The organism is Oryzicola mucosus (assembly GCF_014534685.1).
In the GTDB taxonomy this organism is placed as follows: Bacteria; Pseudomonadota; Alphaproteobacteria; order Rhizobiales; family Rhizobiaceae; genus Oryzicola; species Oryzicola mucosus.
Genome location: NZ_JACVVX010000007.1, coordinates 157,472 through 175,594, shown reverse-complemented (window position 1 = coordinate 175,594; position 18,123 = coordinate 157,472). Strand labels below are relative to the sequence as shown.

Annotated in this window: 17 protein-coding genes and 1 pseudogene; 15 read left to right on the top strand and 3 right to left on the bottom strand. The window is 59.4% G+C overall.

The window, feature by feature from the left end:
- Positions 1–120 precede the first annotated feature (120 nt).
- Complete coding sequence (locus ICI42_RS19715; protein WP_188166316.1) at positions 121–378, top strand: hypothetical protein; 258 nt, start codon at positions 121–123, stop codon at positions 376–378.
- A 262-nt stretch (positions 379–640) separates the two neighbouring features.
- Here ICI42_RS19715 and ICI42_RS19710 read toward each other — a convergent pair whose 3' ends face one another.
- Entirely contained in the window at positions 641–1,246 is a 606-nt protein-coding gene (locus tag ICI42_RS19710; RefSeq protein ID WP_188166315.1) for a TetR/AcrR family transcriptional regulator, read from the bottom strand.
- A gap of 105 nt (positions 1,247–1,351) precedes the next feature.
- Between ICI42_RS19710 and ICI42_RS19705 the strand changes: the two genes are divergently transcribed.
- From ICI42_RS19705 to ICI42_RS19660, 10 genes are all read left to right on the top strand, one after another.
- Positions 1,352–3,235, top strand: a complete 1,884-nt coding sequence (locus ICI42_RS19705; RefSeq protein ID WP_188166314.1) for an ABC transporter permease — start codon at positions 1,352–1,354, stop codon at positions 3,233–3,235.
- A gap of 11 nt (positions 3,236–3,246) precedes the next feature.
- Complete coding sequence (locus ICI42_RS19700) at positions 3,247–4,038, top strand: ABC transporter ATP-binding protein (protein ID WP_188166313.1); 792 nt, start codon at positions 3,247–3,249, stop codon at positions 4,036–4,038.
- The gene (locus tag ICI42_RS19695; protein ID WP_188166312.1) at positions 4,025–4,729 is read left to right on the top strand and encodes an ABC transporter ATP-binding protein; all 705 of its coding nucleotides are present in this window, start codon (positions 4,025–4,027) and stop codon (positions 4,727–4,729) included. The genes ICI42_RS19700 and ICI42_RS19695 overlap by 14 nt, the downstream gene beginning before the upstream one ends.
- Before the next feature lie 184 nt (positions 4,730–4,913).
- Positions 4,914–6,044 carry an ABC transporter substrate-binding protein gene (locus tag ICI42_RS19690; protein ID WP_188166311.1) on the top strand — a complete coding sequence of 377 codons (1,131 nt, stop codon included), beginning with the start codon at positions 4,914–4,916 and terminating at the stop codon, positions 6,042–6,044.
- 42 nt (positions 6,045–6,086) lie between these two features.
- Positions 6,087–6,902, top strand: a complete 816-nt coding sequence (locus tag ICI42_RS19685; RefSeq protein ID WP_210317386.1) for an acetoacetate decarboxylase family protein — start codon at positions 6,087–6,089, stop codon at positions 6,900–6,902.
- Positions 6,903–7,056: 154 nt separating this feature from the next.
- The gene (locus ICI42_RS19680) at positions 7,057–8,070 is read left to right on the top strand and encodes a quinone oxidoreductase family protein (protein ID WP_210317384.1); all 1,014 of its coding nucleotides are present in this window, start codon (positions 7,057–7,059) and stop codon (positions 8,068–8,070) included.
- Positions 8,067–8,840 (top strand): SDR family NAD(P)-dependent oxidoreductase, encoded by a 774-nt coding sequence (locus ICI42_RS19675; protein WP_188166308.1) that lies wholly within the window; start codon positions 8,067–8,069, stop codon positions 8,838–8,840. The genes ICI42_RS19680 and ICI42_RS19675 overlap by 4 nt, the downstream gene beginning before the upstream one ends.
- Positions 8,841–8,848: 8 nt before the next feature.
- Positions 8,849–9,568: an EthD domain-containing protein gene (locus tag ICI42_RS19670; RefSeq protein ID WP_188166307.1), complete on the top strand. Its 720-nt coding sequence runs from the start codon at positions 8,849–8,851 to the stop codon at positions 9,566–9,568.
- Positions 9,565–10,353 (top strand): SDR family oxidoreductase, encoded by a 789-nt coding sequence (locus ICI42_RS19665; protein ID WP_188166306.1) that lies wholly within the window; start codon positions 9,565–9,567, stop codon positions 10,351–10,353. The genes ICI42_RS19670 and ICI42_RS19665 overlap by 4 nt, the downstream gene beginning before the upstream one ends.
- An 11-nt stretch (positions 10,354–10,364) precedes the next feature.
- Positions 10,365–12,230, top strand: coding sequence for an acyl-CoA dehydrogenase (locus ICI42_RS19660; RefSeq protein ID WP_210317382.1), 1,866 nt, complete (start codon positions 10,365–10,367; stop codon positions 12,228–12,230).
- A gap of 97 nt (positions 12,231–12,327) precedes the next feature.
- Here ICI42_RS19660 and ICI42_RS19655 read toward each other — a convergent pair whose 3' ends face one another.
- Positions 12,328–12,483 (bottom strand): hypothetical protein, encoded by a 156-nt coding sequence (locus tag ICI42_RS19655; RefSeq protein ID WP_188166305.1) that lies wholly within the window; start codon positions 12,481–12,483, stop codon positions 12,328–12,330.
- Positions 12,484–12,785: 302 nt separating this feature from the next.
- Between ICI42_RS19655 and ICI42_RS19650 the strand changes: the two genes are divergently transcribed.
- The 4 genes and pseudogenes from ICI42_RS19650 (at position 12,786) to tnpB (ending at position 16,846) form a co-directional block, all read left to right on the top strand.
- The gene (locus ICI42_RS19650) at positions 12,786–13,130 is read left to right on the top strand and encodes an NUDIX domain-containing protein (protein WP_188166304.1); all 345 of its coding nucleotides are present in this window, start codon (positions 12,786–12,788) and stop codon (positions 13,128–13,130) included.
- A 206-nt stretch (positions 13,131–13,336) separates the two neighbouring features.
- On the top strand, positions 13,337–15,877 hold the full coding sequence (locus tag ICI42_RS24175) for a calcium-binding protein (protein WP_188166303.1): 2,541 nt from the start codon (positions 13,337–13,339) through the stop codon (positions 15,875–15,877).
- 388 nt (positions 15,878–16,265) lie between these two features.
- Positions 16,266–16,385, top strand: a pseudogene (locus ICI42_RS24275) (transposase); the annotation flags it as partial.
- A 14-nt stretch (positions 16,386–16,399) separates the two neighbouring features.
- A complete protein-coding gene (tnpB, locus tag ICI42_RS19635; protein WP_407945188.1) occupies positions 16,400–16,846 on the top strand; it encodes an IS66 family insertion sequence element accessory protein TnpB in 447 nt (148 codons plus the stop codon).
- Positions 16,847–17,023: 177 nt separating this feature from the next.
- On the opposite strand, the gene ICI42_RS23755 is transcribed toward tnpB, so the two are convergent.
- Positions 17,024–18,109, bottom strand: coding sequence for a Tn3 family transposase (locus ICI42_RS23755; RefSeq protein ID WP_230980447.1), 1,086 nt, complete (start codon positions 18,107–18,109; stop codon positions 17,024–17,026).
- Between the last annotated feature and the right edge of the window lie 14 nt (positions 18,110–18,123).

Here is an 18,123-nt window from a genome sequence, read left to right as displayed (position 1 = left end):
TCTCGATCACGGAGAAGCACCCTATTGGGCGCTCTTCTCATCGGACGAGGAGTTCAACCCGGTCGAGTGGCGGCCTTCCTATCTGACGACCGACGAAATCTTGAAAAGGTATGGATAGCCATGGTCGAAGCCGCATCACCGGAACTGCCGCAGCTGATTGTGGTCCAGGCCTTCGATCGTGACGACGAGGGCGTGCTGTTCAGCGCATTCGGACCCGAGCAGCAGCAGTCGGAGGATCGCGCCATACGAACTGCGAGGGCACTGGCGACGAAGCATGTCGGCGCCATCGCCTGGTGCCGAGAGGCCAGCCCGGCGATTGGCGAATACGGAGAACCGACGGTGTTGTTCACCGCCGGCGATATTCCCGATATGGAGTGATCTAAATCGTAGCCGACTGCCTGGGACAGGATAGACTGGCACGCTCGAACAGCCGCGACGGGGCATAATGGTGGCCGTGGCCTGAGCTCCTCCGCTTGCGGCCTCTGCCGATGCCGCGAGTTGGGCGGAATAGCTCCCTGCTTTTGTCCCCGGACCTCCAGCGCCCGTTGCCTTTGTTGGTGGCCGGTGAGCTTTGAAATTCGCAAGCCCGACGCCGTCGGCGGTTCAGACTGTGATAATGATTTCAAATGGCAGAAGCATGTTAAGCTCTGAGCAGATTTCGTGCCAGCTTCGCATAGGCCTCTCCCAAGACTATCGGATCGGGGGATCGGCCAGGTACGTACCAACGGGCAACATCGATGCCGAGAGACAGGATGGCGACAGTGTGCATACTCAAGCTTTCCGCATCGCGAAAAAGCGGCCGGAACACTTCCGCAGCGAGCGCTTCCGTGCTCCGACGGATAGCGGCGATCACCTGATAGTGCTTAGGCTCAAGTGAGCGCAACTCGTATTGGATAACGCGCGCGAGATTGTGATTGACCGCATGCCAGATCGTGAAGCTCCGTACCAGAGCATGGACTCGCTCATCTGGCGATGAAATTCCTTCCAGCGCCGCCGAACTCTCGGACAACACCGACTCGTGGCCAATTCGAGAAATTGTAAAGAGCAACTCTGCCTTCGAGGCGTAGTGAACATAAAGCCCCGCTGGGCTCATGCCGACATGCTCGGCGATGTGGCGCGTTGTCGTGGCGTGATAGCCACGCTTGCCGAACTCACTCGCGGCGGCCTGCGCCAGAGCACGACGAGGCCCAACCGGCAACATTTCCCACAACTCACCGCCGACGCTTGGCTCGCTCGAAATTTTCATTGACTCAACTTTCACTCAATGCAAGGTAAGCAAGCGCTTAGTAAGCGCGCTGTCAAGATGTGAATGGCCGGTAGGCTGTATCATCAAGGGTAGGAGCTGACAGTTATGTTCGGACAATTGGTGTTCAGTGGCATTGCCATTGGAAGTCTCTATGCGCTCGTCGCATTGGGGCTAGTCTTGGTGTTCAAGTCGACCAACCTTATAAATTTCGCATATGGCCAAATGGCTATGCTGTCTACGTTCTTCGGTTACACGCTACTGGAGCAATTTGGCCTGCCCTATGGCGTTTCGTTCGTTGGTGCCCTGATCTTCTCGGCATTGCTTGCAATTGCAGTGCAACTGATCCTACGGCCCGCCAGGAGTGGCTCGGCCGTAATTGTAGCAACACTGGCGCTCTACATGATCTTCTCGGCAGTTGCTGGGATGATATGGGGCTGGGATCCCCAATCCTTTCCGACCGTGTTTAGCGGCGACCCGGTGATCTTCTTCGATATCGTCGCCAGCCCAGAGAGTCTGTTCAATCTCGCTGTCACCTTCGCGCTCATGATCATGATGTTCTTGTTTTTCAAGTTCACCATGATCGGCATAGCCATGCGCGCGCTGTCGCAAAACCAGATGGCGGCGAGCCTGATGGGGATCAGCGTTGATCGCCTTTTCATCCTGACTTGGGCGCTGAGCGGCATCCTGGGCGGAGTTGCCGGCTTCCTCGTAGCACCCACGACATTCCTCGATACCAACATGATGGCGGTGCTACTGCTCAAGGCCTTCACGGCGGCGGTGCTTGGCGGATTTACAAGCTACCCTGGCGTGGTGCTTGGCGGATTGACGTTGGGCGTCCTCGAGAATCTCGTGGCAGGTTACGTCTCGACCGAACTCAAGGACACATTTTCTTTCGTGTTGCTGATCGCCGTACTTTGCATTCGGCCAGAAGGCATGCTTGGCAAGCCAATTCGGATGCTCGGTAAAAAGGCAACGGAGGAGCACACGCCATTTGATTCCAGCGCCCGGGGTCTGTCTCGTGCAAGAAAGCTGCTTTTGCTGGCTGCCGCCGTGGCCTTCCCGCTTCTATTCCACGGCAACACCTATATCCTGTATTTCGCGTGCCTCGTCGGCATTTATATGATCGTGGCGATTGGGCTTGACTTCCTGATCGGCTACACCGGGCAGATTTCGCTGGGCCACGCTGCTCTGTTTGCCATAGGCGCTTATTCCTCTGCGCTGCTGACGCTGGATTTTGGGCTGCCCTTTCTGCTTGCTCTAGTGGCATCGGGTGTAATTGCTGGTCTCGCCGGACTGCTGCTCGGGCTATCTGCGCTGCGGCTATCGGGGCTGTATCTTGCCATCGCTACGCTTGGTCTCGGTGAGGCCATGCCGCACATCCTGATGAAATGGGATTCGGTAACCAACGGCTACAACGGCTTGAAGCCCGCGCGTCCTTCAATTGCCGGCTTTGTTTTCGACAGCGAGTTCAAGCTTTATTTTCTGATACTCGCGGTGCTGGTTGTAGTTATGCTGGTGACCAATAACCTGCTGCACTCCAAGATCGGCCGCGCCTTTATCGCCTCGCGCGACAGCGAGGCGGGCGCGGAGGCCATGGGCATCCCCCTTTCCCGCTACCGCATCCTTGCATTCGTGCTGAGCGCTGTTTTCGCTGGCATAGCTGGCAGCCTGTACGCCCATGTCGTCGGCTTCATCAGCCCATCCGACTTCAACAGCTGGATGTCGCTGGTCTTTTTATGCATGGTCTTCGTCGGAGGCGTAGGCAGCATCCCTGGAGCGATGCTGGGTGCAGCGTTCATGACCGCGGCGCCGCAATTCTTTGTCGGATCGAAGAGCCTGTCGGGCATCCTGTTTGGCGGCGCTCTACTGATCATCATCCTGTTCTTTCCTAAGGGTTTGGCAGGCATTTACGCGACAGTCGTCGGCTTATTTGTCAGCGCCATCCGTGGCACATCCGCCGCCGCAAAGCCTGTTTCCCAGGCAGATTGAGCGGTCCCGCCATGAGCTCGCGCCCGCTCCTCGAAATTGAGAACATGTCGATTGCCTTCGGCGGTCTCAAGGCCGTAGACAACTTCAGTCTTGGGGTCAATCCGGGCGCCATCGTCGGCCTGATCGGTCCGAACGGAGCCGGCAAGACGACCGTTTTCAATTGCATCGCCCGTTACTACCAACCCGCCAGCGGCGCGATCCGCTTCGACGGCGTCGACCTTCTGTCCGCGCGCCCGCACCAAGTCCTGCCGCGCGGCATCGCTCGTACCTTCCAGAACATGGAACTGTTCCGCTCCATGACCGTGCAAGACAACCTCTTGGTCGGTCAGCACTGCGAAATCAGAAGCGGATTTTGGGGAGCCGCGCTGTCTCTCGCGGGCTCTCGGCGGAATGAATCGGAGGTCCGCCGCCGGGCCGTGGCGGTAATGGAACGCTTTGGTCTGATGTCCTTCGCCCACGCGCCGGTGTCTTCGTTGCCGTACGGTCTTCAGAAGATGGTCGAGTTCGGCCGCGCGCTGGTGTCGAAGCCGCGCCTGATCCTGCTTGACGAACCGGCAGCCGGCCTGAACCCCAGCGAGACAAAGGAGCTTACAGACCTGATCCGCCGCCTGCGCGACGAGGACGGCATCACCGTTATGTTGGTGGAGCATGACATGGGACTTGTCCGCAGCATCTGCGACGAAATCTACGTCATGGATTTCGGCCGCCGTATCGCCCACGGCACGCCCGATGAGATCAGCCGCAATCCGCTGGTCATCGAGGCCTATCTGGGAAAGCAGGAGCCTGAGCATGCTGCAGCTTGACGACGTTCACGCCAACTACGGCAGCGTTAAAGCGTTGCGCGGCATCTCGATGAAGGTTGAGCGGCATAGCGTCGTCTCTCTTCTCGGCGCGAACGGGGCGGGCAAATCAACCGTCTTGAAAACAATCAGCGGCCTGCTCCACCCGCGCAGCGGTTCGATCAGTTTCGAGGGTGAGCGCACCGACCGTCTGAAGCCCGATCGCATAGTCAGTCGCGGGATAGTCATGGTGCCGGAAGCCCGGCAGGTGTTCCCCGAACTTACGGTCTACGAGAACCTACGGCTCGGCAGCTATTCGCGCCGCGATCGCTCCGAGGTCGTGAAGGACTATGATGACGTCTTCGACCTGTTCCCTATTCTTAAAACCAAGACGAAGGACTTCGCAGGGACGCTCTCCGGCGGTCAACAACAGATGCTAGCGATCGGTCGCGGCCTGATGGCACGGCCCAAACTGCTGCTGCTCGACGAGCCCTCGCTGGGTCTCGCGCCAATCCTGGTGCAGGAAATATTCTCGATTATTCGCACGATCAGCAAGCGCGGCACAACCATTCTGCTGGTCGAGCAGAACGCCAACATGGCGCTGGACGTCTCCGATTACGCATATGTTCTGGAAACCGGCGAGATCTCGGCCGAGGGCACTGCCGCAGAGATGAAGCGCAACGACGAGGTTCGCCGTTCCTATCTCGGAGGGTAGTTCACAAGGATTAGCTGGCCTCGGCCGACGCCACGATCAAGCGGCCGGAATCCCGTCCGCGATCTGATGAAGAACCGAAGGGCTGCGAGAACACGCAAAGCCGGCGGTGAGTTTCATTGACAATCAGGGAGGAAGACCTATGCCATCCAATATATTCAACCCAGTAGCCGTCGTCAGGACGCTCGTGGCCGTAGCTGCGATCGCGTTCGCCGGTGCAGTTGGAGCGCAGCAGGCGCCCCAAGGAGTGACCACCGACCAGATACTCATCGGTGCCAATGCCCCGCTGACAGGCCCGCTCGCGGCAGCCGGCGGCGTCGTCTACCCGACGATCGAAGCTTACTTCAATATGGTCAACGAGCAGGGCGGCGTCCATGGTCGCAAGATCAAGTTTATCTATTACGATGACGCCTACGATCCCTCCAAGACAGTCGGCGTCGCTAAGAAGCTGGTTGAGTCCGACAAGGTGTTTATGATGAACACGCTGGGCGCGGCGACAACGGCGGCGATCGCCGACTACCTCAAGGAACGAAATATCCCGGTCGTTCCGGCGATGACCGGCTCCAAGCGCCTGCTGACGTACGAGAACATTTTCCAGATGTATCCGGACTACGTCACCGACGGGCGGATGCTGGCAAACTATGCGGTCGATAAGCTCGGGGCGAAGTCAGTCGCGATCTGGTACCAGAACGACGACTTCGGAAAGGACGAACTCGCCGCCGTCACCGAGGAACTGAAGAAGCGAAACATGGAGCTGGTCGCTGCGCTTCCCTATAACCCGGCCGACCTCGACTTCTCCTCATCAGTGTTGCAGTTGCGCGTGGCCAAGCCCGATGTTGTTATCCTCGCGCCCGCCCCAAAGCCGCTTTCGCAATTCCTCAAGGACGCCGCGAAGCTCGCGCTGAAAACGCAGTTCCTCGTAAGCTACGCAGCCGCCGACATCTCCGTAAGCAAGCTGGCCGGCCCAGCCGCAGAAGGTGCGATATTTTCGTCTTATCAAACCTCGCTGGTCGCGGACGAGAACGACCCCAAAATGAAGGAACTAAAGGCTTTCGCAGCTAAGTATTTGCCCGGCAAGGATGTTACCAACTACATGTTCCTAGGCACCTACATGGCCCAGCTCGCTGTCGAGGCTTTGACCCGCGCCGGCCCGGACTTGACCCAGGAAAAAGTCATTGCCGCCATGGAAGGCATGAAAGAATGGAACGGCGCCTGGATCGTCGACAATGTCACCTACGGTCCGAACCAGCGCGGCCTGGGTGCCAGCGCCATGTACTTTATGAAGATCCAGGACGGAAAGTTCGTGAAGCTCCCGTAAACGCACTGCGCTCGCAAAACCCCAAAGAATATAGGTGAGACAATGGTGGCAAAACTCGTGAACGGCCAGATGACCCCGGACAGGTTCGGGTTCACGATGCCAGTCAGCAACCCGCCCATCGACAAGCCGCCCTACTACTTCCGCAATATTGAATCGATGACCTTTGTCTATGAGACACCGACGGAAGCGGCGGCGCTCATCCTGCCGGAGGGGTTGATGCTGCCGGAGAGGACCACCCTCGCTCAGGTGACCTTCAACAAATTCCATTTCAGCACGGTGGGCTGCTACAATGAGGCGATCTTTGGCATCAACTGCTTCTGGGAAGGCGAGCCTGTCTGCTACTATGACACGATCCTGGTGGACAACGAGGTCGGCTTGATCACGGGGCGAGAGCCCTACGGTTTCGCAAAGTTGTTCGCCAATATTGGCTTCGAGCGCGAGAACAACCTGATCATCGGTTGGGCCGAGCGTCCGAAAGGCAAACGCCTCGTGACTGGCGTTTTCCGTCCGCGGGAATTCCTCGAGCCGGGACCGAGCGTGCCGGCAGTGGCGCTCAAGGTTATCCCAAGCCCCGAGGAAGGGGCACCTCCCGAGGTTGCTGAACTTGTTATGCTGCGCACGCAGAAGAACGTCGTACAGGGCTCGGACGGGAGGTACGAGGCGTTCAGCGGCCCCGGTAACGTCACCTTCGATTCCGAGTCGGTTATCAACCCATGTTTCCGCCTGCCGGTGCAGAACATGGTCCGCTCGTCCTGGGGCTACTACAACTTCACCCTGCCCTACGGAAAGATACTCAAGCGCTACAATCCCAACATCGCAGCCTTCACAGGCCGCGATGGCGTTCTGCTCCCAGGCTGATCCACGTCAACCTATTGAACGCGCTGCCGCCGAGTGTTTCCTTACGGCAGCATCAACTGGCACGACCGCGCTGCCCGAGGCTGCGGTGTTCCGAGCGCCGCTGCCACCTATCCACCCTCGGATAAGCGGCCAACATGAAGAGAGAGAAAGAAACGTGAAGGCGCTGGTGGCCGACCATCTGAACGGACTTGACGGACTGCGATTAGGTGACGTCGCGACACCGGCGTTGCCTGCTGGCGAGATCCTGGTGAGGATGCGCTTTGCTGGTATTAACCCTGCCGATTGGAAGACGGCGGAAGGCTATCTCAAAGTTATCCCTCACTTCCGCCCACACTTCCCGTTCGTAATCGGCCTCGAAGGCGCAGGTACCGTTGCAACAGTCGGTGAAGGGGTCACCGATTTTGCGCCCGGCGATCATGTCGTGCTCAAATCCGACGTGTCGCAGGGCCGATGGGGCACCTTTGCCGAGTGTATCGCGATTGAGCCGAGGCTCGCTGCAAGGCTCCCAAGGGGATTACCTCTGGACGCAGCGGCCTCGTTGCCCATCGCTGGCCTGACCGCGTGGCACAGCCTGATGTTGCATGGCGCGATGAAGCCAAACGAAACCGTATTCATTCATGCCGGCGCAGGAGGCGTGGGGAGCTTCGCTGTGCAGATAGCTGCTCGCGCCGGCGCCAAGGTGCTTGCGAGTTGCAGCCCCGCCAACGCCGAATATCTCAGGGCGCGGGGCGCCTACAAAACGTTCGATTATCGGGATCCGGATATGGCGACAAAAATCCGGGCCGCCGGCACGTGCGACGTCGTGGTGGATGCGATCAACGACGGACAACATGGTCTGATTGGCTGCCTCGCTAGCGGCGGCCGCTATGTCACCATTCCGACGCTTGATCCGCGCGCCGTTCGCCCGGACGCTCGCAAACTCGCTGCGGTCGGTGCCACTTTTGTCCCCGGCGGGCTGGTGCGCGAGCGGACACGCGAAGGTCTCGAAACGTTGATCGCACTTTACATAGATGGTCTGACCCTGCCGGAGCTCCAGGTCTTACCGACCGACGATTTCGTAGAGGCCCTCAGCGACTGCAGGTCTGGCACGCGGCGCGGCAAGGCTGTCGTCCGCCTCTGGGGCGAGGACAAACTGGCTATCGCATCTCATGGAAAAGCACTTCAATGATCGATCTGTCCGGAAAGGTCGCAGTTGTCACGGGCGGCGCGGGTGGCATCGGCCGCGCCGCGGCGCAGACATTCGTTCGCGCTGGCGCAAAGGTAGTGATCGTCGACATCTCTGAAGATGACGGCATGCGGGCCGCGCACGAGATCGAGCAATCCGGCGGCGAGGCGCTTTTCGTCAGGGCAGACGTCTCGAAAGCCGAGGACGTCGTGGCCTATGTCGCCGCAGCGCACGAACGGTTCGGCAGCATCGACGTCTTCCTGAATAATGCGGCCTGGGAAGGCGTAGTCGAGAGCCTCGTAAATTATCCAGACCATGTGTTCGACAAGGTTATGGCAATCAACATCCGAGGCGTATTTCTTGGCCTGAAGTATGTGCTGCCGGTCATGTACGCGCAAGGCGGCGGCGTAGTCATCAATACATCCTCGATCGCTGGGCATATCGGCTCGCCCGGCCTCGTCGCCTACACTGCGTCCAAGCACGCTGTACTCGGCATGACCAAAACCGCTGCCATAGAAGGGGCAAAATTCAACGTTCGCGTTAACGCCGTCTCTCCGGGAGCGGTGGATAGCCGCATGTTGCATTCTCTGGCGCAGCTCAAGCAGCCGGGGGGAGCTGAGGTGCAAATGCGCAAATACGCGATCGACTCGCCCAATGGCCGCCTCGCCACGCCCGATCAGATTTCAAACGTAATGCTGTTTCTCGCGTCCGATCTCTCCAATCACATGTCGGGCCAGAGCTTCCGCGTCGACGGCGGCCGGATCATGTATTGAGGCGCGCCGTGACCGTACGCATGAGCATATTCCGCAGGAAGCAGGAACTGGAACCGGCGGAGTTCCAGGCCTACTGGCGCGACATCCATGCGCCGATCGCAGTGACTATCCCTGCGCTCCAGCGATACGAGCAGAACTACGCGATCGATCACCACAGCTCGGGAAACCAGGAATTTGCCCTGCCCATCGACGGCATCTGCAAGCTCCAGTTTGCAGACGAGAGCGCCACGAAGAGCGTTATGTCGCCGGAAATGATACGCGTTCTCGTCGAAGACGAGGCTAAATTCATCGAAGGGCTTCGAACCTTTGTTGTGCACCCGGCCGAGGTCGTTCCTGTTGCAGCAAATGCCAGGACCAAATGCATTTCGCTGGTCACCCGTTGCGAGGGATTGAACCCAGCCGCCTTCAAACAACGCTGGAACGGCGAATTTGCTCGTTGGATCGAGGCCGAGCCTGGCATTGCCGGCTACGTGCAGAACTTCGTTACCGCGCGTACGGCCGACCGCCAACCGGCCAGCTATGACGACTTGCCAGTCGATTGCGTAGACGAAATTTGGCTGGGCCAATCTGCCGACTCCGAAGCTGGAATCAAATTTATCCGCGCAGTCGAAAGATACGCACTCGCCTATGCGGATGCGCTGAATATCTGGGTAGTTACGGTCAACGCACCGCCCTTACCGGTGTACGGGAAGACAAGCATGTCGCAATTTGGAAGGAATGAGCCATGACCGCCTCCATGCAGGTACCCCGCCGTCCGCTTGTTGGCAAAACCGCCTTGGTCACTGGCGCGTCGCGCGGGATAGGCCAAGGCATCGCGATCGAACTGGCCCGGCTCGGCGCCGACATTGCCGTCAACTACGCACGCGACGAAAACGGCGCGGTCGAGACTGCAGACGCCGCACGCGAGCTCGGTGTCCGCGCCGAGATTTTCCGGTGCGACGTGACCATACGCGACGAACTCTTCGCGATGATCGCAAAGATCGATGACAAGCTCGGAGGCCCAGATATCGTCGTCTCCAATTCCGTTGAGCCCGTCACCAAGCCATTGATGGAGGTCAGTGCAGGAGAGTGGACCCGCGCGATGGACATCACCTGCTCGGCCTTCCTTTACCTCGCCCAGGCTGCCTCGCCGATCATGCGTCGGCGCGGCGCCGGCTGGCTGATCGGTGTGACCTCGCTGGGCGCCCACCGTGTGCTGACGGACTATGCGTTGATGGGCGTGCCGAAGGCGGCACTCGAGCATCTGTTGCGCTACGTCGCGGCGGAATTGCGCCCGCAAGGCATCCGCGTCAACGCCGTAGCACCCGGAGCGGTAAAGACGGCTGCGATGCGGGCGGTGCGCGGCGATGAACTGGCCGAGCAGCGCATGAACATGTTCCGCGCCACTGCGCCGGCGCGGCAGACCGCGATGCCCGCTGACATCGGCAAATTAGTTGGCTTCCTGTGCTCGCCGGAGGCCGATCTGATCGTCGCGCAATCGCTGGTGATCGATGGGGGCATGAGCCTCTACTGAGGAAGCCACAATTGAAGCATCGCATCGCGCTGCCCATTCGCAGTGCAGCAGACAAGCACCAGTATATCGGCAGAGTGGACATGAGTCAGATTGTTAACCGCCGCGACCTCGACTTCGTGATGTACGAAATGCTGCACGTCGAGCGGTTGTTTAGCGCGAAACGCTATTCAGCTTATGACCGCGAGGCAGTCACGCAGATTTTCGACACAGCTCAGGCCATGGCGGAGGAAATCTTCCAGCCAATCGCCGCACTCGTCGATGCGCAAGAGCCGGATTTCGTGAAGGGCAAGGCGATCGTGCCACCGCAGACGGCACAGGCGCTACATGCCTTTGCTGATGCCGGTTTCTTCGCCCTTCCCTTCGACGAGGAAGCGGGCGGGCTACAGGCGCCATGGTTCGTGCACACGGCCGTTGGTGGCATGTTCACGGCAGCCAACACCTCAGTGACCAACTACGCCTTTCTAACCATCGCAGCTGCCAACTTACTTTTTGAGTTCGGCTCCGAGGAACTGAAGAAGCGAGTCCTTCCCCGTATGCTGGCTGGCGAGTGGTTCGGCACGATGTGCCTCTCAGAGCCCCAGGCGGGGTCGTCCCTGGCCGACATCCGAACCACCGCTACGGACGCCGGAGATGGGCTCTACAGTATCCGAGGCAGCAAGATGTGGATATCCGGCGGCGACCAAGACATCACCGACAACATCATCCACATGGTGCTTGCCCGTTTGCCCGGAGGGCCACCCGGCACCAAGGGCCTGTCGCTATTCATGGTACCGAAGCAACAGATCAACGACGACGGCTCGATGGGCGCATCGAACAACGTCCGGCTCGCAGGTCTAAACCACAAGTTGGGTCAGCGAGGCACTACGAACTGCCTTCTAAATTTTGGCGAGGGCGGCGCGACGCTGGGCTACATGATCGGTGAACCAAACAGCGGCATCGAGTGCATGTTCCACATGATGAATGAGGCGCGAATTGGCGTCGGTCACGCCTCGGTGATGGCGGCACTCGCCGGCTATTTGCACTCGGCCGACTATGCGCGCAACCGACTACAAGGGCGCCGCGTTGACCAACGCGACCCCAACAGTCCGCAGGTGCCTATTGTAGAGCATGTCGACGTGCGCCGCATGCTGATGGCGCAGAAGTCGGCGGTGGAGGGCGCGCAGGCGCTCTGCTTCTATTGCGCGATGCTTGTGGATCAACTCACCGTCGAGCCCAATGCGGGTCGCCGGGCCGATTTGACCTCCCTGCTCGGGCTCCTGACGCCGGTTGTGAAGGCATGGCCTTCGGAGCACTGCCTGGAAGCCAACAAGTGGGCCATTCAGATTCTCGGCGGCTACGGCTACACGAACGACCATCCAGTTGAACGGCTCTATCGCGACAACCGCCTCAATCACATCCATGAGGGCACGTTCGGAATTCAGGGCCTCGACCTGCTGGGTCGCAAGGTGACCGCCGACGATGGCGTAACGCTTAATCGTCTAACAGCTATCATCCGTGCGACTATTTCAGAGGCGGCCAACGAGCCGTTACTCACGGAAGATCGGGTAGATCTGACGAAATTGGTGGACGCGCTGGAATTCACAACCGAAACGCTACTCGGCTGCAAAGACGTTGCACTCCGCACGGCCAACGCAACTATCTATCTCGATGCGTTTGGCCACGTCGTCATCGGTTGGCTATGGCTGTGGCAGGCAAGGATTGCTGCACAGGCACTGTCAAACCCACTCAGCGATGGCGAGCGCGCATTCTACGAGGGAAAGCTACGCGCCTGCCGCTACTTTACGCGCCATCAACTTCCCCTGGCACACGCCCGCTTCGACCTATGCGCCTCATTGGACGATAGCTGCTTATCCAGCTGCGAGGCGGATTTCGGATAGCGGCCAGCTTCGCCACTACCACGGATGACCTTAACCCCATTGGTATCGCCCGCAGCGCAACGTGGAAGTCTGGAAAGTCAAGCCAGCGCCCGGCAATTCAACGCACGGCGGCGCTAGGCGGCGACACGCCGCCCCAGCGCTCGAGGAGCAATTCAACGCCACCATGTTCGACGTCGATGGGATGCCAGACCATCCAGAACTTGTCGGAGCGGGAGTCGAGCTGATCGCTTCGGTACGGGCTGTCGATGAACAAGCGATCTGCATTCTCTTGGCTGAATGCGTCAGCGGCAACTTGCGCCGCAAGCGTGATCGCATGGTGTCGAGGCTAGTCCAGATGGATAAATGCCGCCCTGTCGAAGAACGCCGAATTTCCGTCGGTCCGGCGGGTATAGTGCCAAGCGCGGATCGTGCGGACCTCCATCAGCCCATGATATGCTCATTCACCCACATGAATTCGCCCGCATAAGGATTGTCGGGATGGGGCATGGTGCGATCGGAAGCCTCACGCTCCCGCCGTTGGTGGCACGAGGCGAGCATAGTCGCGGATGACAGCACGTGGGCGCTGCCAGGCGGCGTCGTCGATCAGAGAGAACAGCTCTTGAAGCTGCCATTCGCGAGCTTTCCGAAGAGACCTCTATCAACCTGGCATCGTCCGCTCTGCAGGCCGCATATCTCAGCCTTCCAATGGTGTTCTCAGATCCGGCACGAGATTTACGCAGCCACATCATCACCCATGTGCATCGGTTCGTGCTGCTAGCCGGGATCGATGTAGTGGTGAGCGCTGCTGATGATGACGCCAAGGAGGCTGCTTGGTTCACCGATTTCAACGGTCTGGCCTCCTACGCCGATCACCACCAGCTCATTGCGGAGATGGCCTCCGGCGCATCGGCGGCATCATGAGAATCGTCTCTATCGGATTTTGGGGCCTTCAGCCTTTCATGCCTGGCCACGGCCGGCCTTGCCCTTGCCGACGCGTCCATTCTCCGATCTGCGGCAACGGCAAGGCTTGTAAAAGCAACGGCAAATGCCGACTGTACCCATAGGTCTCGACATACTAAACTTATGCTATTCTAATAGAACCAAGTCACGAAATGGCGGGATACGGCATGGCAATTATCATTACATCGGCCAGCTTCGAACGTCGGGAAAATGGTAGCACTGACTACCAACAAGACAACAGTGACGTCGTGGCGCTTGCCGGTGGCGGGTATCAGATCGTCTGGCAGGAAAACAGCAGCAGCATACTTTACCTCAGCCAAATCCAGGGCCGTACATATGACGCGGGTGACAATTCCGTTGGTAGTTTCAATATTGGATCGTATTTCATATCGCCGCCGACGCCCACCGCGCCCTCCGTTGCAGCGCTAAGCGATGGTGGTTTTGTTGTCGCCTGGAATGGAACCACTAGCCTATCGACCGAGGTGATCAACGTCATGCGTTTCAACGCGGACGGAAGTTCCAATCCCCAATATACGGCCGTGCAGGAAAGCGACCCCAGCGATGCCTCATCGAGAATCTTGCGCCCATCGGTCTCTGGCGTGACGACTGGAGGCTACAATCTCGTTTGGGGCGATACGTTCAACGACATTACCGACGCCAGCGGTTCAGCCGTCTATCGTCAGCGTTACAATGCGAGCGACGGCGTCCTCTATCCAACTCTCCTCGTCAATACGACGACTGCGGGTAACCAGGTGGAGCCTGTCGTGATCGGCCTTTACGGCGGCGGCAGCGTGATCGTCTGGCAGGGTGACGCGAACGCTTTTTCGGATATCTACGCACAGCGCTTCACCTCCAACTTTGGAGTGCCTACCGGTGGCGAGGTCGTCGTCAACACGGTCAACGATGGCTACCAAACCGCGCCCGCTGCGACCGCTTTGCCCGATGGCGGTTACGTGATCGTCTGGCAGTCGGCGAGCCAATCCGATGTGGGTTGGGACATCCATGGACAGCGCTACAACGCAAATGGCGTTCGCGTAGGCACGGAGTTCCGAGCGAATGCTACGACGACAGGAAATCAGCATTCCGTCGATGTGGCCGAGTTGACGGATGGCGGTTTTGTTGTTGTCTGGGTTTCGGATGGGCAGGACGGTGATGGCCAGGGTGTGTACGCACAGCGCTACTCCGCTAGCGGCGCTAAGGTAGGTTCAGAACTCCTCGTTGCAGAGACCACTGCGGGCAATCAGTTCAATCCTGCCGTAGCGGGTCTCAGCGGGGGGAGGTTCATCGTAACCTGGACGATGCCGGACGCAGCGGACACCGACGATCTTCCGGATACGGGGATCTTTTCCCGGATATTCGAACCGTCCGACGTGACGAACGGTACGCTGTCCAGCGCGATCGAGATCGCTCAGGGCGACGGCGCCAACGACATCTTTAAGGCCGCACCCGGAACATTGAACCGAGGCGACCAAATCCACGGCGGTGGCGGCACCGACCGCATCCAACTGACCAAGGGGGGCACCTACGACCTGGCTGCCGTCTCTGCGATCACCAACGTCGAGCGGCTGGTGGGTTCCGCAGGGAACGATACGGTGCTTGTGTCCAACGCGGTCTTAGCCGGTATCACATCGGTCGATCTCGGCGCTGGGACCGACATATTTGTCGTCCGCGACAGTTTCACACTGAAGGCCGGGATGAATGTCGCGGCGATCCGGACGAGCAACACCGCTGCGAATGTGGCCATCAACATAACCGGAAACGAATTCGGCCAGACAATCACCGGCAATGCCATGGCCAATACGCTGCGCGGTGAGGGCGGAAACGATGTTCTTAACGGCGGCGGCGGTGCGGATCTGATAAGGGCCGGAGACGGCAACGACACAGCTTATGGCGGTGAAGGGGATGACACTTTGGAAGGTTGGGCCGGCGATGACAAGCTGTATGGCGGCTCCGGCAACGACGTTTTCTACGGCAATACCGGCAATGACCTGATTCAGGGCGAGGACGGGAACGACGTCATCTATGCGCAGGAGAACGACGATAAAGTCTATGGTGGTTCTGGCAGCGACACCATTTATGCCGGCACTGGCAACGATATCGTCGACGGAGGCACCGGCGGCGATGTCATGCGTGGCGAAGCCGGGAACGACATTTTTTATGTCGACAACGCCGGCGATAATGTCGTGGAGATAAACGGCGAAGGCAACGACAAGGTCATCTCTTCAGTGAGCTATACGCTGGCAGGGCGCTACGTCGAAACGTTGGATCTCGTGGGAACCGGCAATATCAACGCCACCGGAAACAAGCTCAATAATGTGCTGGACGGCAACAACGGTTCGAACATCCTGAACGGGATGGCCGGCAAGGATACGCTGACCGGCAAAGGCGGTGCGGACCGCTTCGTGTTCGATCAGGCGCTTGGCGCGTCGAATGTCGACACGATCACCGATTTCTATGCGCCAGACGACAGCATCCGCATCGACAACGCTGTGTTCTTGGGGCTTTCAGCGGGCAATCTGTCGTCCGCCGCGTTCCGGGCAAACACAACCGGCAACGCCGCCGATGCTTCGGACCGGATCATCTATGAAACAGATACTGGCGAGCTGTATTTCGACCGCGACGGCAGCGGCAGCACCTATCAGCCGGTCCTGTTCGCTATCCTGTCGAACCAGGAAACCATAAGCTACAAGGATTTCTTGATCATTTGACCTCAAACGAGTGGCCCGCGTCTCTCACAAGGCGCGGGCTTTTATCTGTCATCTGGACTTACCTGGCGCACGCGAACGTCAACTAGGTGCAAAATCTCCGGCGCCACGCCGTAGTCGGTCTGGGTGCGGCGCATTCTCTATAAAGCGCATCATTCGACTTGTTCATCAGCGTGCCGACCTGCTGAAGCACGGCTACGGCGGCGTGAGCCTTCCGCACGAACCCATCAATCGAGCTTTGATCGATCGTGAGTGGCCTCCAGCCGCACCTTCTTTGCACGGCTCTGACGCGACACGGTGGCGATCCTTTTGGAGGATCGTTTGTGTCTGGACTTGGGCTTAGACTTGAGCGGGATGGCGAGATCCGGCGTTTCAACGTCATCAATGGCGCGTGGGCTGCCGGCGTTGCTCGGCCGATGACCGAGCGCGCATCCTGGAGGAGACACTTGCGCCCGGCGCGGTGGTGTCGGCGGTCGCGCCCCGGCATGACCTGACCCCGCAGCAACTGTTTACCTGGCTGCGCTGGTGCGCGAGACGATGGGCGCCGATCCGATCTTTGGCGCGATCTACGTCTTCAGGGCAAATCGCGCCGACCGGGTCAAACTCGTCTACTTCGACGGCACCGGCTTGTGTTTGCTGGCGAAGCGTTTAGGAGACGGGAAGTTCTGCTGGCCTGCCATCACCGATGGTGTGGTCATGTTGATGCCGCTCAGATGCAGGCGCTGCTGGAAGGGCGTGACTGGCGGCGTGTGCATGATGCCCGCGAGACGCGCACGCCAGTCGCGGCAAGTTGATTCCGTCGTCGTTGAAAACGCTGGCAAAGCGCGAGCGGCGTTTACAGACCGGATATGGATCTCAGCTTCCCTATTTTACCGGCGAGTACTCACTTGGCAGCGGCCGACATCAGCGCGCCACCTCGCGGCTGGCGAGGTCGGGATAGCGGCGGAGGCCCTGTCTCTCGACCGCTATTAACGACGGAACAGCTGGGACAGATGGCTGCTGGTTGTCCTGAGCGTGATCGCAGCGACGGCAGCCAGTTCAGCTACGGTCCATTTTCCACTGCCACATGGTTGTGGCGATGAGTTTTCGTCGCGGATCGCACCAATCGATCCATGTGGGGTCGTTTGCGGGAGGGGGCGGAATCCTACGCTAAGGCTTTGGCCACCGATATTCGCCGGCGAGGTTGATGTGCTCCCATCCGAGCGGCGAGACATGGGCCAGCAGATCGGGCGATAGCAGCTTTCCATCGCGTTTCTGGTTGGCGACGACTTCGCCCAGCTTCATGGTGTTCCAGAAGATGATGATGGCGGCGAGCAGATTCATACCGGCAATCCGGTAATGCTGGCCTTCGGCGGAACGGTCGCGGATTTCGCCGCGCCGGTGGAAGCTGATGGCCCTCTTCAGCGCGTGATGTGCCTCGCCCTTGTTGAGCCCGATCTGCGCGCGGCGTTGCAAATCGGCATCCAGAATCCAGTCGATCATGAACAAGGTCCGCTCGACGCGGCCGACCTCGCGCAAAGCTGTGGCCAGTTCGTTTTGCCGCGGATAGGAGGCGAGTTTGCGCAGGATCTGGCTGGGTGCGATGCTTCCGGCTGCAATGGTGGCGGCGATGCGCAGGATATCGGGCCAATTGCGCTCGATCATGGCCTGATTGATTTTGCCGCCGATCATGGCCCGCAAGTGGGCCGGGGCGGCCGATGGATTGAACGCATAGAGCCGCTTGGACGGCAGATCGCGGATTCGCGGCGCGAACCGGTAGCCGAGAATGGCGCATGCGGCAAAGACGTGATCGGTGAAGCCGCCCGTATCGGCGAACTGCTCGCGGATATGGCGGCCGGCATCGTTCATGAGCAGTCCGTCGAGGATATAAGCAGCTTCGCTCGCCGTCGCAGGAATCACCTGGGTCGCGAATGGCGCATATTGGTCCGAGACGTGGCTATAGGCTTTCAGGCCAGGGGTATTGCCGTATTTCGCGTTGACCAGGTTCATGGCCTCGCCTTGCTCTGTGGCGGCGAAGAATTGGCCGTCGCTCGAAGCCGAGGAGCCCATGCCCCAGAGCTGGGCCATGGGTAGCGCCGCCTGCGCCTCGACCACCATGCCCAGCGCCCGATCGTAGGCTTCGCCTTCGACATGCCATCTGGCAATGCGAATCAATTCCCAAAACGTGTGCGTGTTCGTCGCGTCGGCCATCTTGCGCAGTCCGAGGTTGATCCCTTCCGCAAGGATGACGTTCATCAGCCCGATCCGGT

What these genes read in the sequence shown, in the direction of transcription:
- ICI42_RS19715 (WP_188166316.1), top strand. Translation starts at nt 121, where the DNA reads ATGGTCGAAGCCGCATCACCGGAACTGCCGCAGCTGATTGTGGTCCAG.
- ICI42_RS19710 (WP_188166315.1), bottom strand. Translation starts at nt 1,246, where the DNA reads ATGAAAATTTCGAGCGAGCCAAGCGTCGGCGGTGAGTTGTGGGAAATG.
- ICI42_RS19705 (WP_188166314.1), top strand. Translation starts at nt 1,352, where the DNA reads ATGTTCGGACAATTGGTGTTCAGTGGCATTGCCATTGGAAGTCTCTAT.
- ICI42_RS19700 (WP_188166313.1), top strand. Translation starts at nt 3,247, where the DNA reads ATGAGCTCGCGCCCGCTCCTCGAAATTGAGAACATGTCGATTGCCTTC.
- ICI42_RS19695 (WP_188166312.1), top strand. Translation starts at nt 4,025, where the DNA reads ATGCTGCAGCTTGACGACGTTCACGCCAACTACGGCAGCGTTAAAGCG.
- ICI42_RS19685 (WP_210317386.1), top strand. Translation starts at nt 6,087, where the DNA reads ATGGTGGCAAAACTCGTGAACGGCCAGATGACCCCGGACAGGTTCGGG.
- ICI42_RS19675 (WP_188166308.1), top strand. Translation starts at nt 8,067, where the DNA reads ATGATCGATCTGTCCGGAAAGGTCGCAGTTGTCACGGGCGGCGCGGGT.
- ICI42_RS19665 (WP_188166306.1), top strand. Translation starts at nt 9,565, where the DNA reads ATGACCGCCTCCATGCAGGTACCCCGCCGTCCGCTTGTTGGCAAAACC.
- ICI42_RS24175 (WP_188166303.1), top strand. Translation starts at nt 13,337, where the DNA reads ATGGCAATTATCATTACATCGGCCAGCTTCGAACGTCGGGAAAATGGT.
- ICI42_RS23755 (WP_230980447.1), bottom strand. Translation starts at nt 18,109, where the DNA reads ATGAACGTCATCCTTGCGGAAGGGATCAACCTCGGACTGCGCAAGATG.